This is a genomic window from Bacillota bacterium, from assembly GCA_023511455.1.
Lineage (GTDB): Bacteria > Armatimonadota > HRBIN16 > HRBIN16 > HRBIN16 > HRBIN16.
In genome coordinates, this window is record JAIMBJ010000003.1 from 119,345 (window position 1) to 134,318 (window position 14,974).

General features: G+C 60.6%; 13 protein-coding genes, 1 tRNA gene and 1 pseudogene. 10 read left to right on the plus strand and 5 right to left on the minus strand.

What is annotated here, in order from left to right:
* From K6U75_03000 to K6U75_03020, 5 genes and pseudogenes are all read left to right on the plus strand, one after another.
* Positions 1–195, plus strand: a pseudogene (locus K6U75_03000) (DUF1559 domain-containing protein).
* Positions 196–747: 552 nt separating this feature from the next.
* Entirely contained in the window at positions 748–954 is a 207-nt protein-coding gene (locus K6U75_03005) for a hypothetical protein (protein ID MCL6474011.1), read from the plus strand.
* Positions 955–1,080: 126 nt separating this feature from the next.
* Positions 1,081–2,994 carry a hypothetical protein gene (locus K6U75_03010; GenBank protein MCL6474012.1) on the plus strand — a complete coding sequence of 638 codons (1,914 nt, stop codon included), beginning with the start codon at positions 1,081–1,083 and terminating at the stop codon, positions 2,992–2,994.
* A gap of 165 nt (positions 2,995–3,159) precedes the next feature.
* Positions 3,160–4,938: a GAF domain-containing protein gene (locus tag K6U75_03015; protein MCL6474013.1), complete on the plus strand. Its 1,779-nt coding sequence runs from the start codon at positions 3,160–3,162 to the stop codon at positions 4,936–4,938.
* A gap of 12 nt (positions 4,939–4,950) precedes the next feature.
* Positions 4,951–5,409 carry a response regulator gene (locus K6U75_03020; GenBank protein ID MCL6474014.1) on the plus strand — a complete coding sequence of 153 codons (459 nt, stop codon included), beginning with the start codon at positions 4,951–4,953 and terminating at the stop codon, positions 5,407–5,409.
* Between the two features lie 67 nt (positions 5,410–5,476).
* Here the strand turns inward: K6U75_03020 and K6U75_03025 are convergent, their stop codons facing one another.
* Positions 5,477–5,692 carry a hypothetical protein gene (locus K6U75_03025; protein ID MCL6474015.1) on the minus strand — a complete coding sequence of 72 codons (216 nt, stop codon included), beginning with the start codon at positions 5,690–5,692 and terminating at the stop codon, positions 5,477–5,479.
* Between the two features lie 229 nt (positions 5,693–5,921).
* Here K6U75_03025 and K6U75_03030 point away from each other — a divergent pair, with 229 nt between their 5' ends.
* The 5 genes from K6U75_03030 to holA are packed head-to-tail and all read left to right on the plus strand — an operon-like array spanning position 5,922 to position 12,352.
* Entirely contained in the window at positions 5,922–6,878 is a 957-nt protein-coding gene (locus tag K6U75_03030; GenBank protein MCL6474016.1) for a MoxR family ATPase, read from the plus strand.
* Positions 6,875–8,107: a DUF58 domain-containing protein gene (locus K6U75_03035; GenBank protein MCL6474017.1), complete on the plus strand. Its 1,233-nt coding sequence runs from the start codon at positions 6,875–6,877 to the stop codon at positions 8,105–8,107. The genes K6U75_03030 and K6U75_03035 overlap by 4 nt, the downstream gene beginning before the upstream one ends.
* Positions 8,104–10,179, plus strand: coding sequence for a DUF3488 and transglutaminase-like domain-containing protein (locus K6U75_03040; GenBank protein MCL6474018.1), 2,076 nt, complete (start codon positions 8,104–8,106; stop codon positions 10,177–10,179). The genes K6U75_03035 and K6U75_03040 overlap by 4 nt, the downstream gene beginning before the upstream one ends.
* A gap of 10 nt (positions 10,180–10,189) precedes the next feature.
* Positions 10,190–11,227: a Gfo/Idh/MocA family oxidoreductase gene (locus K6U75_03045; protein ID MCL6474019.1), complete on the plus strand. Its 1,038-nt coding sequence runs from the start codon at positions 10,190–10,192 to the stop codon at positions 11,225–11,227.
* A 12-nt stretch (positions 11,228–11,239) separates the two neighbouring features.
* Complete coding sequence (gene holA, locus K6U75_03050) at positions 11,240–12,352, plus strand: DNA polymerase III subunit delta (protein ID MCL6474020.1); 1,113 nt, start codon at positions 11,240–11,242, stop codon at positions 12,350–12,352.
* On the opposite strand, the gene rpsT is transcribed toward holA, so the two are convergent.
* From rpsT to K6U75_03070, 4 genes are all read right to left on the minus strand, one after another.
* Positions 12,306–12,599 carry a 30S ribosomal protein S20 gene (gene rpsT, locus K6U75_03055; protein ID MCL6474021.1) on the minus strand — a complete coding sequence of 98 codons (294 nt, stop codon included), beginning with the start codon at positions 12,597–12,599 and terminating at the stop codon, positions 12,306–12,308. The two genes, holA and rpsT, sit on opposite strands and share 47 nt — an antisense overlap.
* 36 nt (positions 12,600–12,635) lie before the next feature.
* Positions 12,636–12,711, minus strand: a tRNA-Cys gene (locus K6U75_03060).
* Positions 12,712–13,143: 432 nt separating this feature from the next.
* Entirely contained in the window at positions 13,144–13,791 is a 648-nt protein-coding gene (locus K6U75_03065; protein ID MCL6474022.1) for a methyltransferase domain-containing protein, read from the minus strand.
* Positions 13,788–14,801: an ABC transporter ATP-binding protein gene (locus K6U75_03070; GenBank protein MCL6474023.1), complete on the minus strand. Its 1,014-nt coding sequence runs from the start codon at positions 14,799–14,801 to the stop codon at positions 13,788–13,790. The genes K6U75_03065 and K6U75_03070 overlap by 4 nt, the downstream gene beginning before the upstream one ends.
* Between the last annotated feature and the right edge of the window lie 173 nt (positions 14,802–14,974).

Here is a 14,974-nt window from a genome sequence, read left to right on the forward strand (position 1 = left end):
ATGCGTCACACGTCTCGGAGCAAGGGCTTTACGCTCATCGAACTGCTCGTCGTCATCGCGATTATCGCGATACTGGCGGCAATCCTGTTCCCGGTGTTCGCACAGGCGCGCGAGCGCGCGCGGGCGGCAAGCTGTCTGTCCAACATGAAGCAGTTTGGTCTCGCCATCCAGATGTACAAGCAGGACTATGACGAGACCTACTCCGGGCCGTTCATCTACTACGGTGCCTGGGGCGACTGCAATCAGCTCGTGTGGTTCCCCGACCTGCACATGCCCTACGTGAAGAACCGCCAGCTGAAAGTATGTCCTTCCGGGCGGGAGTACACGACCTTCGCCGCTCCCAACACGATGGATGAACCCGGCACCTGCGGCTGGGGCGACCCCGGCAACGGGCGATACTACTTCAGCTACAAGTGGAACAGCATCTGGGCATGGCCCTGCACCGACCCCAATCCCAACTGGAGCTGGTCAAAGTTTGGCTTCAAGCACTATCTGTCTGAAGGCGCAGTGGAGGAGCCTGCGGGCACCATCCTGCTGATGGACGGCTCGTGGCCCGAGACATGGGCGGACTGCGACGCCGACCCCATCTGGAACCATCAGAACGTGTGGTGGGGACCGCCGACCATCGTGTACCGGCACTTTGACGGCTTCAACGCCACGCACGGCGATGGGCACGCCAAGTACTATCGCAAGGCGTCCACGCGCTGGGGCCAGTGGACGGTGCAGGCGGGCGACTAGGAGGACGAGATGGCATCGCCGTTGAAGCGTGAGGTGTCGCCGGTGGTGGCGGTAGTGGTTGTCGTGGTGGTGCTGGGACTTATCTTCGGAGCGTACTGGTACCTGACCGCGACGAAAGAGTCTGACCAACCCGCCCGCCCGCTTCAACCTCCACCAAGCGTCACCATGCCACAGGGAGCAGGCGCGGGCAGCGCACCGTCAACTGCACCTCGTTAGCGACACACGCGGGCGTATCTTACACGATACGCCCGCTTACCACGAATGCAGGAAGGGGAAAGGGCTTTTTGGGCGATGGTCTCCCAGCCAGAAATCACCGGTGCGCTTGAGGAGCGGACGGAGAGGGTGCCTGCCACGCTCCACATCCGCTGGTGGACTATTGGGCTGGGGCTGGTGCTCATCGTGCCCAACAATTACTGGGTAGTGTACATGGAGAAGGTGCGCACCGGTCCTTATCCCACCACTATCTCCATCTTTGCCAACTGTGTGTTCCTGCTGGTGGTGCTGCTAATAGTCAACGCGCCGCTGCGCCGGTGGTTTCCCCGCGTTGCGCTCAATCGCGCCGAACTCCTGACGGTATACTCCATGCTCTGCTTGGGTTCGGCACTGGCGGGGCTGGACATGATCCCCGTGCTGGTGCAGATGATGGGGCATCCCTTTCAGTTCAGCAACGAGTCCAACGGCTGGCTGAACACCTTCGGCAAATACCTGCCGCGCGAGCTGATGGTCACCGACGTAGATGCCCTGCAGGGCTACTACCGGGGCAGCGACACGCTGTATCGCTGGGAGCATCTGCGGGCGTGGCTGCCGCCCGTTCTGCGGTGGATGGTCTTTATCTTCGCGCTGTTGTTCGTGATGCTGTGCCTCAGCAACCTGCTGCGCAAGCTGTGGGTGGAGCGTGAGCGACTGACCTTCCCCATCGTCATACTGCCCCTGCAGATGACCGAAGAGCGCGTCCCCTTCTGGCGCAACGGATTGCTGTGGGCGGGTATCCTGCTGGCAGGGGGTATCGACACGCTGAACGGGCTGAACTATCTGGTGCCCTCGTTGCCCGCCATCAACGTCAAACATCAGGATTTGCTGCCCTACATCACCCAGAAGCCCTGGAACGCCATCGGCTGGACGCCCTATTCGTTCTATCCGTTTGTCATCGGGCTGGGCTATCTGCTGCCTCTGGATCTGGTGTTTTCCTGCTGGTTCTTCTATCTGTTCTGGAAGGCGGAGCTGGTAATCTCGAACGCCATGGCATGGGATACCATCCCCGATTTCCCCTTCATCCGCGAGCAGGCGTTCGGGGGATACATGGCGATCCTGGTGTTCCTCACGTGGACAGCGCGACACTACCTGAAGGCGGTGTGGCAAAAGGCATGGCACGGCGCTGGCGAGCTGACGGATGAGACGGAAGCCATGTCCTACCGGGCGACACTGCTGGGGCTGATGGGTGGGCTGGCGTTTCTGGTGGGGTTCCTGTGGTATTATGGGATGTCGCCAGTGTGGGCGGCACTGGCGGTACTTATCTATTTTGCGTTGACGCTGGCGGTGATGCGCATGCGGGCGGAGCTGGGTCCGCCCGTGCATGACCTCCACTTCTCGGGACCTGACCATGTGATTACCCGTGCCTTCGGCACGGGCGCGCTGGATGGGCGCAGTCTGGCGTTGTTGAACTTCTTCTACTGGTTCAACCGCGCCTATCGCAGCCACCCGGTTCCCATCGTCATCGAGAGCCAGCGCATCGCCGGTTCGGTCAACGCCTCGCAAAAGCGGATGGCGGTCGCATTGATGCTGGCGGTGCTGGTAGGCGGGCTATCTTCGTTCTGGGCGTTTGTGCATCTGGGCTATCAGCTGGGAACAGCATCCAAGTTCTTTCAGGGCATCTGGTTCGGCAACGAGGCGTACAACCGTCTGGCAACATGGATTTCCAGCCCCACCGAACCCAACCCGCAGGCGAACTGGGCGATGGCGATTGGCTTTGGCATCTGTTCGTTGCTGATGTTTCTGCGGCTGAAACTGCTGTGGTTCCCATTTCATCCCATCGGCTTTGCCATCTCCGGCTCGTGGAGCATGAACCTCGTGTGGCTGCCGCTGTTTATCGCGTGGCTGATTAAGTGGCTGGTGCTGCGCTACGGCTCGTTGCAGACCTACCGCCGCTTCGAGCCTTTCTTCCTGGGCTTGATGCTGGGTGAGTTTATCGTGGGCAGTATCTGGAGCCTGCTGGGTATGGTCTACGACCTGCCCACCTACAGCTTCTGGGGCGCGTGAGGTAGGGAATATCCCCTGGCAGAGGATTAAAGCTTAGTTAAGCCGTCAGCCCCGCCTCCCCCGCGGCGAGGTTAATGAAAAACCTCCAAGAGCGTTGCGAATTGCCTGTTTTCCAGTTATACTGATAGGTGCAGATTCAGAGGGTAAAAGGAGCGGTTCGTCGTTTTGAGCAAGCAGCAGCAATACCGACAGGCCTTACAACAGCTGGGCAAGGTGGCACGGCAGGCGGTGTCCCAACCCGATATCGACCGATTTCTGGACTACGCGCTGGAAGAGGGCATGAAGCTGGTGGGAGGCTTTCGTGCCTTCATCGCACTCGTAGACGATGACGCGGGCGAACTGGTCATCCACAGCGCGCTGGGACCGGGTTGGGATGAGGAGAAACGGCAGCGCCGTTTGCAGGTGGCGCAGGAGGAAGGAAAGGGCATCACTGGCTACGTGGCTGCCACACAACGACCCTACTGCACAGGGGATGTGAATCATGACCCGCACTACTTGAAGTTCTTCGAGGATGTGGTCAGCGAGCTGGCGGTGCCCATTGTGGACGCTTACGGGCGCACGCGCGGTGTCATCAACATCGAGTCCGACCAGCCGGATGCCTTCGACGAGGAGGATGTGAGCTCGGTCGCTCTGCTGGCAGACCTGTGTTTGACGGCTTTAACCCTGCACCAGTCCCGCGTGCGACAGGAAGCGCTGGTGCAAATCGGCAACGAGCTGAGCACCTCGGAGGACCTGGACGACCTGATGCGCACGGTGCTGGATGTAGCGGCGAAGGTATTGCGCTTTGAAGACTGCTCGGTGTTCCTCATCGATGACGACCAGAAACGTCTGATCCTCGCCGCGTCCAGCGGTGCGCTGAAGGAGCAGGTGGGCAAGGTGTCTTATCCGCTGGGCGAGGGGCTAACCGGCTGGGTAGCGCAACACGGGGAGGCTGTGCGCACTGCGAACCCGCGCGAAGACCCCCGCTGGCGGGGCATCGCCATTGAAATGCCGGTGGAGCAAATCGGCGCGTTTCTGGCGGTTCCCGTATGGGGGCGGGAGCGCACGATTGGCGTCATCCGGGTAGTACGAAGGCGCAGTTTAGCGCCGTGGTTCGATAACTGTTTCACCGACGACGAGCTGGAGGTGCTTTCCGCCATCGGCAGCCAGCTGGGTTCGGCGATAGAGAGCCTGAACATGCGGCATCGGCTGGTGCAGACCGAGCGAATGGCAGCGTGGGGGGAGATGTCTGCCAAAGCCGCGCACATGATTGGCAACCGCACCTTTGCCATCAAAGGCGACCTGAACGAGGTGGAATACCTGCTGCAGCAGCCCGAGGTGAACCGCGAGGAGCTGACCGAGCTCATCGGCAGTATCCGGCGGGGGATTTCGCGTCTGGAGGAGATTCTGCATGAGTTTCGCGACTTCGTGATGGCTACCCACCTGAGCACGGGTGTGGACAACGTGAATAACATCATCGCCCAGACGGTGGCGGAGATATTCCCGCGCCGGGGGCCCGTGGAGCTGAAATTAGAGCTGGACTCCAGGCTGCCGGACATCCGATGCGACGCGGTGAAGCTGAAGCGTTGCTTCGCGGAGATGATAGAGAACTCGCTCAGTTTCCAGCCGGAGGGTGGAGAGCTGTTCATCCGCACCGGGCTGGTGGACTCGCGCGCCCTCCCCGTGCGATTGGGCGTGGCGCGCAACAAGCAGTTCGTACATGTACAGTTCTGTGATAAAGGACCGGGCGTGCCTGCCGACATCAAGGAGAAGATTTTCCAGCCCTTCTTCAGCTCGCGTGTCAAGGGGATGGGGCTGGGGCTGTCTATTGTCAAGGGGATTGTGGAAGCGCATCGCGGTTTCGTATACGAGGATGGCGTGCCCGGCAAGGGGGCTTGCTTCCATATTCTGCTTCCGGTCAACGGAAAGCCATCAGGTGAGCAAACGGACGTGAAAGAGCGATAGCGAGGAGGTGCTATGTACCGGATACTGGTGATCGATGACGAAGAAGAGGTGCGCCATGCGTTGCAACGCCGTCTACAGCGCGAAGGTTATCAGGTAGACGTTGCCGAGGGGGAAACCGATGGCATCGAGAAGATCAAGCAGGCGTCCCCCGCGTACGACGTGGTTATCACCGATATGGCGATGGAGAACCCCGACAGCGGGGTGCGCATTTTGGAGGCGGCGCTGGCGCACGACTTGTTCAGCGAGGTGATTGTGCTCACTGCGTACGGCAACGTGGCGAACGCCGTAGAGTGTATGCGCCGCGGCGCGTTCGACTATGTGGAGAAGAACATCCCGGGCGTCGATGTATACGAACTGCTGGTGCTCAAGATCGAGCAGGCGCTGGAGCGCCGCCGCTCCGCAGTGAACACCCTCCGCCGGATGGAAGAGATTACCCGCCGGTTGACCTCCTCCATGAGGCGTGGGGATTAGAAAATGTGATACGGCGGGTAGAATCAGCGCTTCTACCCGCCGGCACGCGACAGGGATATGCCTCTCATTATGCCGCCTTGCGCATCACGGCGTCTGCGACCTGAATGGAGACCACCTGGTCCAGGCGGATATCCTCGGCGTCGGTTATCAGGTATGCACCGTAGAGCGGCACATATCTGGCATCTTCAACAGTAGCCAGCGTCACGTGGGTGTTTCCTATGCGGTCTTTCCACACAATCTCGCAAAGCGAACCCACGTAAGCCTTGGCATCGTGCACTCCCATGTGCATTCCTCCCTTGGCTGGTGGGATGCCACCTTCTGTAGAGGATTTTCCATGTTCCTCCTGTGCGGGTACCTGAAGAGGATACGGGTAGCGCAAAAACCCCGCATTGCTACCGAAATGGAAGCGGAGGCGGGTATACTGGATGCGTAACGAGGGAACACCGGCGCGCGTCCTTACAGTATAGAGAGGTGTAGGCTGCGCCGGTATTCCAAAAGGAGGAAACTTCGTCATGCCAGAACCCACCGCCGAACTTCTCCGCCGCATCGTGGACGAGGTGGAGAAAGCCATTGTGGGCAAACGCCAGGTGGTTGAACTCGCAGTACTCACGCTGTTGTGTGACGGGCATCTTCTCATAGAAGATATCCCCGGCGTCGGCAAAACCACCCTCGCTAAAGCGCTGGCGCGCTCCATCGGCGGAAAGTTTCGCCGCATCCAGTTTACTCCAGACCTGTTGCCTGCGGATGTGACCGGCACCAACGTGTTCAATCCCAAGACGCTGGGCTTTGAACTGCACCCTGGGCCGGTCTTCGCCAACGTGGTTCTGGCAGACGAAATCAACCGGGCGACCCCCAAGACGCAGTCCAGTCTGCTGGAGTGCATGGAAGAGCGACAGGTTACCATCGACGGCGTCTCGCACCCATTGCCTCGCCCCTATTTTGTCATCGCCACGCAGAACAATGTGGAGATGCTGGGCACGTATCCGCTGCCGGAGGCGCAGATGGACCGCTTCTTCATGCGCCTGTCGCTGGGTTATCCTTCACAGCAGGATGAAGTGTTCATACTGGACCGCCAGCAGCAAGAGCATCCCCTGCAGCATGTGCAGCAGGTCACCGAGCCGGAGCAGATTGTCGATGCGCAGCAGGCAGTGCGCACGGTCTTCGTGCATGACGCCGTGCGACATTATATCGTCAGCCTCGTCAACGCCACCCGTCGTCACCCGCATGTGCAACTGGGCGCCAGTCCACGCGGCTCGCTCAATCTCATGCACGCAGCGCAGGCATACGCGGTGCTTCAAGGACGCGACTATGTGCTGCCTGACGATGTGAAAGCGGTGGCTGTCGCGGTGCTTTCCCATCGGCTTATCCTGAAGCCAGAGGCGCGGGTGCGCGGCGTTAGCGCGGAGCAGGTGGTCTCGGAAGTGCTGCAGCAGGTGGCGGTACCGCTAGGTGTGAGGGCGCAGAAATGACGGAGCAGTCGCAAATGCAACAGGCTACTCCCGGCTACCACGGGGTGAAGGTGCTGGCGGCGGTGCTGGCAAGCCTGTGTATCCTCACCGTGGCAATGACGCTCGGACTGGGACACCTGTACATGATGGCAGTGGCAACGGCGATGGTACCGTTACTGTCCTACTCGCTGGGTAAAAGGATGCTTCGCGGGCTGGAGGTGCGGCGAGAGGTTGCTGATGTCGCGTGGGACGGTCAGGCGGTTGCGGTGAAAGTGCATGTGCATAACCGGTCTGCCACCCCCAAATACTTCTTGCAGGCGCGGGACAATCTGCCCGAGCAAGCGGAGTTGGCGGAAGGCGATGGCGTCATTCCGCTGGCTGTTCCGGCGAGGGGCACACAGACGGCAGAGTATCAGGTGCGGTTTCAGCGTCGCGGAAGGTATACGCTCGGTCCGATGAACATCCGCGCCACCGACCCGCTGGGCATGTTCTTCTTTGAGCACCGCCTGCGCGAGCAGACAGAGGTTCTGGTACTACCATCCCCGCTGTCACTGCCACAGATGAACATGATTCGGGGGGCAACCTTCACCGCAGGGGGACTGCACTCTGCGCCGGTGCGCGGGGATAGTGTGGAGTTTCTCGGCATTCGGGAGTATGTGCCGGGCGACCCGCTACGGCGTGTGGACTGGAAACATTCCGCTCGCCATGGCGACCTGTTCGTGCGCGATTTCGAACGGTTCACGCAGAGCGAGGTCTGTGTGCTGCTGGACTGCTCGGCGGGCTTGCGCCACCTCCCCAACAGCTTCGAAGTCATGGTGAAGGCGGCAAGTGGCGCCCTGCATCAGGCGTATGCAGGTGGACTACCGTTCCGGATGCTGGTCGGGTTGCCGGAGGTGGATGGTCTGCCGGCCCGCTGCTCGGCGGAGCGGCTGTATGAGTGCCTTTATCGCCTTGCGGAGATTACCCCTCGCCCCGATTTTGTGTGGGCGGATGTGGTAGCGAAGGCGGTGGCGGAGGAGCCACCCGGTACTCTGCTGGTGCTGATAACCGCCGCGGCGGACCCGAGTTTACCCCCGCTCCTGGACGCTTGCGTCCGCAAGCAGATGCAGGTTGTGCTTTTGCTGCCAAATGTGCCTGCGCTGGACAGGCAGGGTGGTGTGCGTGATGCCCTGCATGACGGGGAGTTCCTGCGTGCCCTGTCCGTGCCTCACGTGAATGTCATTCCCCTGCATCCGGGAGGTGGCTCATGACGGAAACACACACCCCGCGCGAGAGAGACAACCCCAGCGTCTGGATGTATGTGTCGGGGCTGGCAGTGGCGTACTCCGGCTTGCTGGCGGCGCGGATTGTGATTGAGGACGTTCGTTTTACCAGCATGCTACTGCTGCTGGTGCTGGGCGGCTTTGTGTTCAGCTTTATCGCCAGGCAGCTGGGCTGGTTCAACCTGTCGCCCGGGCTGTTCGTGCGATGGCTGTTCGCGGGGTTAATTGTGTATGCCCTGTTCAGCTTCTGGACGCAGGGATGGGTCATGCCTTCCGATGTAGAGACCACCTACGGCGGCACCGCCATCGCTTTCCTGTGCTGGCTGGTGGTGTTCATCTCGTTCATGCTGGCATCGGATGAGCATGTGTTGTTTGTGGCAGTGCCGGTCATCGCCTTGCTGGGGGTGACCGCGCCCGCGTTGACCTCCTATCAGGCGTTCTGGTTATTCACCATGTTCCTGGGCAACACCGCCTTCTTGCTGGCGCATGAGAACTTCCGGCGCGTGTACCGCACGGCGAAGCCCAATGCCCTGCTGTTGCGCGGGCAGATAGTCGTGGCGGTGGCATGTGGAGCGCTGGCGGCGTTGACGGGGGTGCTGGTTGGATTGACGCTGAAGGATACCACTGTCCGTCTGAGCGGACAAGCCCTGCCGGCAGGTCTCAGCACCCCGGCCAGTAACAGTGTCTCCAGCTCGTTCAACCAGCCGGCAATCCTGGTGGGTTCGGGACCCGTATCGCTGAGCGAACAGCCGGTGCTGGAGGTGCAAAGCGACGAGCCGCTTCTGTGGCGCGGCAGTGTCTATGTCCGCTACACAGGGCGCGGCTGGGCGAACCCGCGATATGGCTTCTTCGGACGAGACCTGTTCAATGTGGATATGCCATTCGCGGAGATGCCTGAGCGACGCGACGGTTTGTATACGCTGCCGGTGCCCCCGGTCTCGCCGGAGCCGATACGCTACCGCGAGGTCAAGCAACGGTTCAAACTGTTGAGCGGAGCGGCGAACGTGATCTATGGGGCTGCTCAGCCCGTGCTCGTCCGGTTCCCGACCATGGCGGTGCGTGTGGACGCCGGAGGATGTCTGCAAAGTTATTACGGTTACCGCGCCGGGGCCGAGTATGAGGTGGTGTCGCGCGTACCCGATGCCACCCCCGAAGACCTGCGTCAGTCCCCTGCGGCGACGCCGCTGGATGTCGGGGCTTTCTATTTCGACGCGCCGCCCAATCCTCGATTGCAGAACCTCGTTCGGGACCTCACCGCAGGACTTACCAATAACTACGACAAAGTGATGGCGCTGAAGGCTTATATCGAGTCGACCTGCAAGTATAACCTGAATGCGCCAGCGGTGCCAATGGGCAGGGATGCGGTGGATTTCTTCCTGTTCGATTCGCGGGAGGGCTATTGCGACCTGTTTTCCTCTGCGCTGGCGGTGCTGGCGCGCTACGCGGGTATCCCCTCGCGCGTGGCAACGGGGTTCATCACGGGCGACCAGCAGCCCGACGGCAAGTATATCGCCAAAGAGAAGCATCGCCATCAGTGGACGGAGATTTACTTCCCCGGCTGGGGCTGGATTGCCTTTGACCCCACCGAAGGCGCGCGCAACGTGACGGAAGACCCGAATCAGCGGGGAGGCCGCCTATCGTGGCAGGCTCTCGTGCAGCGATACGGCTATTTGCCGTGGGCGTTGCTGTTCGGGGCTATCGGTCTGCTGCTGTTCGCGGCGGTCAATGAGGTTCTTGGGCGTCGTTCATCTGCTGCCTCTGCCTCGCGCATCGTGCGTGCGTATCTGCGGGCGGTGCAGCTGCTGCACAGGGCAGGGGTTCCTCGCGCCGAGTGGATGACCCCCTCCGAGTACGCCTCGCGTGTGCAGAAAGCCCTGCCCGATGCGGCGCTACCTGTGTGGGGACTGACGCGCCTGCTGGAGCGCAGCGAATACGGAAAAGGCATCGACGAGGCAGAGGTGGAGCAGGCGGAACGCTACCTGCAGCAGATCCGCGCCGTGCTGAAGCGTCAGAACAGGTGGTGGCGTCGCGAGTGGCGAAATAGCAATCGCTATCTCTGAACATGGAGGTATCGCCGTGGAAGTCATTCGTGTGGGCGTAGTCGGCGCGGGAGCCAATACCGTTGAAAAGCATATCCCCAATTTGCAGGCGATAGAGGGTGTGGAGATTGTCAGCGTGTGCAACCGCACGCGCGAGTCTTCGGAGCGTGTCGCCAGGCATTTCAACATCCCCAAAGTCTACGATAACTGGCGCGAGCTGGTGGACGCGCCCGATACCAATGCCATTGTGATAGGCACGTGGCCCTACATGCACTGTCCTGTGACGCTCGCCGCCCTGCAGGCAAACAAGCACGTGATGACCGAGGCGCGCCTGGCGATGAACCTGCGGGAGGCCCGGCAGATGCTGGAAGCGGCGAAGATGCGCCCCCATCTCGTGGTACAGGTCGTGCCTTCGCCGTTCACACTGAGAGTCGACAACACCATCAAGCGCCTGATCGCGGAGGGGTATCTGGGCGAGGTGCTGGCGATAGAGGTGCGGGCGGGAGGCACTTTCATCGACCGCGATTCCCCCCTGCACTGGCGGCAGGATTTCGACCTCAGCGGTTTCAACACCATGACGCTGGGCATCTGGTATGAAGCAGTGATGCGCTGGGTGGGCGAGGCGAAGCGAGTCACCGCTCTTGGCAAGACCTTCGTGCCGATGCGCAGGGATGCTTCGGGCAACCTGAAGGCGGTGCGTATCCCCGACCATCTGGAGGTGGTGGCGGAGATGGTGTGCGGCGCTATCGCGCATTTTCAGATTTCCGCCGTCACCGGTTTGGCGGGCGGACCCGAAGTGTGGCTCTTCGGCAGCGATGGCACGTTGCGCCTTGCAGACGGCAGGCTGTTTGGCGGCAGGCGAGGCGATAGCTCTCTCACCGAAATCCCCATTCCTCCCGAAGAAGAGGGCAAATGGCGGGTGGAAGAGGAGTTCGTCAACGCCATCCGCGGCAAGGAGAAGATTAAACTCACCACCTTCGAAGACGGTGTGAAGTATATGGAGTTCACCGAAGCCGCCATCCGCAGTATGGCGGAAGGCAGGACGGTCGCTATCGGTGACCTGTTATAATGGCGGGGCAGGATGGCAGTCAGCGCAACGGATTTCTTGCATCGGGGCGTTGGGAAGACGCCCGCGCGCGTCTATCTGGTGCATGGCAGGGAGGAGGGGCAGAAGCACGTCGTTCTGCAACGCCTGCGCGACGAACTGGTTACTGAGGAGTTCGACCGGGCACACCTCGATGCACAGGAGGCAGACCTGTCCACCATCCTTGCCGAGACGATGAGCATTCCTGCCTTTTCCCCCCGTCGGGTGGTCTTCGTTCGGGGCGTTCAGCACCTCAAAAGCGCGGATATCGATAGCCTCGTGGACGCCATCCCCCGCCTGCCCGACAGCACCTGTTTGGTGCTGTACACCCACGCCGAGAGTGAAGAGGAAGACAGGAAGGGAACTGCCGTGCCTGCGAAACTGCTGAACGCTGTGGACAAACAGGGAGTGGTCATCGAGTGCAAACCCCTGTCCTCGGCGGGTTTTGTGGGCTGGCTGGACGCGCGGCTGAGGGAGTCGGGAAAGGAGATGACTCCTGACGCGAAGGAACGTTTTACCTTCCTGACCGCTGCCAACACCGCTGCTGCAGAGCCGGAACTGGCAAAGCTGCTGTGGTTTGTGGGCGAGCGGACGGTTATAGGGCGCGAGGATGTGGAGGCTGTGGTCAGCCGCACGGTCGAGGCGCAGGTGTTCAAGCTCGTGGACGCCATTGCGCTGGGCGATGCGGCGTCGGCGATGCGCTTACTGCAGGATGTGCTTTCTTCAGGAGGGCGGGCGGAAGGTGTGGTGCCCCGTCTGATGGTGCTGATCGCCCGCCAGTTTCGCTTATTGTGGCAGATGCGCCTCCAGATAGAGTATCGTGAGCAGGCGCAACAGTGGTTCCCTTCCGACCCGAATCTGGCGCAGCTGCTTGCCAGACAACGCTTTCTGGAGAAGAGCCTGCGCGAGCAGGCAAACCGGCTGTCGCTGCAGGAGCTGCAACAGGCCTTTGACCGCCTGCATCAGGCGGATCGTATGCTGAAGGGAATAGACGAAGGGGATAACGACGCTCGCAGAGTGTTCGAGCGGCTGGTGGTTGACCTGTGTGGCTTAAAAGCAACCACTACGCGCCGCTCGATGCTGTCTGCTGCTGTGCCAGATATTGGTTGACGAAACGCATCAGGCGCGATTTGCGCCGCGCTGCCTGGTTCTTGTGGATGATACCGCGCTCGGCGGTTTTGTCTATCGCACTGCACGCCTGCGCCAGCGCCTTGCGGATGGCTTCGATATCGCCACTCGCAGCTGCCGCCTTCGCCTTCTTGATGAAAGTCTTCATCGCCGACTTGGCAGACTTGTTGCGCAGGCGACGCTTCTCATTGCGCTTAATGTCCTTGATGGACGATTTCAGGTTTGCCAACCTTGCTTCCGACCTCCCCCTTTGAGCAGTAAAAAATGGAGGCGCCGGCCGGAATCGAACCGGCGAATAGCGGTTTTGCAGACCGCCCCCTTAGCCACTTGGGTACGGCGCCTCGCCCTTTTGCAACATCATTATACTGAATCCATCCGTAATTTGCAAGATGTGCTGAGGGGTTTATGGCTCGGCGGGATCTTCGTGTCCTCCAGGCGGTATCCGGCGAATTATGGGACGCCCCCTGTTCCTCGTTAACAGACCTGATAACACAGTGGTAGCATACTGTTCGACGCAGAAAATCGGTCACCAGCGCAAATCCGAACAAGCGGAAGGCAAGGTGTTGTACAAATGGAGAGCAGTATCGTTATCGACCTCGACCCGGAGACGGCAGCGCGCTTGCGCGAGGAAGCAAAAAGGCGTGGTGTTCCTCTGCCACAGTACATCTCAGACCTTTTGCGCCACCGGGCGCTTGTAGAGTGGCCGGCAGATGTCTTGCAGCTGGCAGGCACTTGGACCGACTTCCCCGATCCGGAAGAGCTTCGCGCACACCTCACACAGGGGGGCGCATGTCAAACACAATCACCTCCTGCTGGCTCTCCAGTAGATGCGCTGTGTGCTCGCTGAAATCTACCCGCCAGCCTGCTTGCTCCATTTTCACCATAAACTCCCATGCGGTATCGCGCCACGGGTCGGCGAGCCATACGCGCCCGTGTGTGCGAACGCACCTCGTCAGCACGCGGCGCAGGGCGTCGTGGAGGCGACGCTCGTACAGCACGTCCGCCGCGATGACCACCTCAAAGGGTTCCACCTCGGGAAAGTGTCGCCAGTCGGCGAGCAGGGTGGTAACGCCTGTAATGCCGTTCTGCTGCGCATTCCACAGGGCGAACTCCAGCGCATCGGGTTGGTAATCGTTCAAAGTGACCTCCGCCCCCAGCCAGCGCGCCACCAGCCCGCACAGCCCGAGCCCAGTGCCCAGTTCCAACACCCGTTTACCCCGAATCTGCTCGCGACGCTCGCACAGAAACTCACACAGCCCCACTGCCGCGTGCCACGGTACCGCCCAAAAAGGAATGTCGTCGGCGGAGGTACTTTCGGTAAGCAGGTCATCCACACTGCGCACGGCAGTAATCCGAAACGTTCGCCGGCAGAGTGGGATGGACAGGGTATGGGTGGGGTAGCGCAAAATGGCGGATGTCACCCGACGCGCGCCTCCGGGCTCTGCGTGTTCAGGTGCGCTCTACCGGCGAAGATGTCGCGGATGACCTCCTCTGCCTCCACCTCGTCGATCACGATATCCACCACCGGCAGTTCGGAAAGCACCTGTGCCGCAATCTGCGTGGTGCGCACGCGAGGAACTTCAATCACCGCGCGCAGTTCGTCCATGCTGCACACCGCGCCGAATCGCTCCAGTTGCTCACGGGCAACAGGACGGTCAAAGGTGAGCTTCAGCAGCTTGCTATCCGAGTACTGCTCCACCAGGGTTTGGAGTGTATTATCGAAGATAATCCGCCCGTGATCGATGATAACCACCCGCTGGCACAGCTCCTGAATATCCTGCATGTAGTGCGAGGTGAGCAGGATGGTGGTCTTTGCCTGCCGGTTGTACTCTTTCAGGAACTCGCGGATCCGTTTTTGGGACACCACGTCCAGCCCGATAGTGGGTTCGTCCAGAAACACCACCTTCGGCGCGTGCAGCAAAGCCGCCAGCAGTTCACATTTCATCCGCTCGCCGAGGCTCATGCGTCGCACCTGCGTGTGCAGCAGGCGTTTGATGTCCAGCATCTCCGCCAGCTCGTTCACGCGCTGCTCGAAGGTGCGGTCATCCACCTCGTACAGCTCCTTTAGCAGGACGAAGCTCTCGTAGGCAGGCAAATCCCACCACAACTGCATCTTCTGTCCCATCACGATGGACATCTGTCGCTGGAAGGCGGGCTTGCGCTCCCACGGCACATAGCCCATGACGGTGGCTTTGCCGGAAGTCGGATAGAGAATGCCCGACAGCATCTTCAGCGTGGTGGTTTTCCCCGCGCCGTTGGGACCGAGAAAGCCGACCAGCTCCCCTTCCTCAATGGTGAAGGAGACGCCCTGTACCGCGTGAACTTCCACCTTCTGACGGGTAATCAGGCTCCTGATGGCTCCCAGTGTGCCCTGTTCCCGTTTGTGGGTGACATACGTTTTGGAAAGCCTGTCTACCTCGATAATGGGCATACCACACCTCGCATGAGCACCTCTTAATGATACACATCACCACCGTTGTGTTGCAAGGGAGGGATGAGGCGTTCATAAATCCACCAAAGGCGTGCGGCAGGGCGAGGCTCCAAGCTGAGCCGTCAAATGCCCCCACAAGAATACTTGACATGCTTGTCACAACGTTATATAAT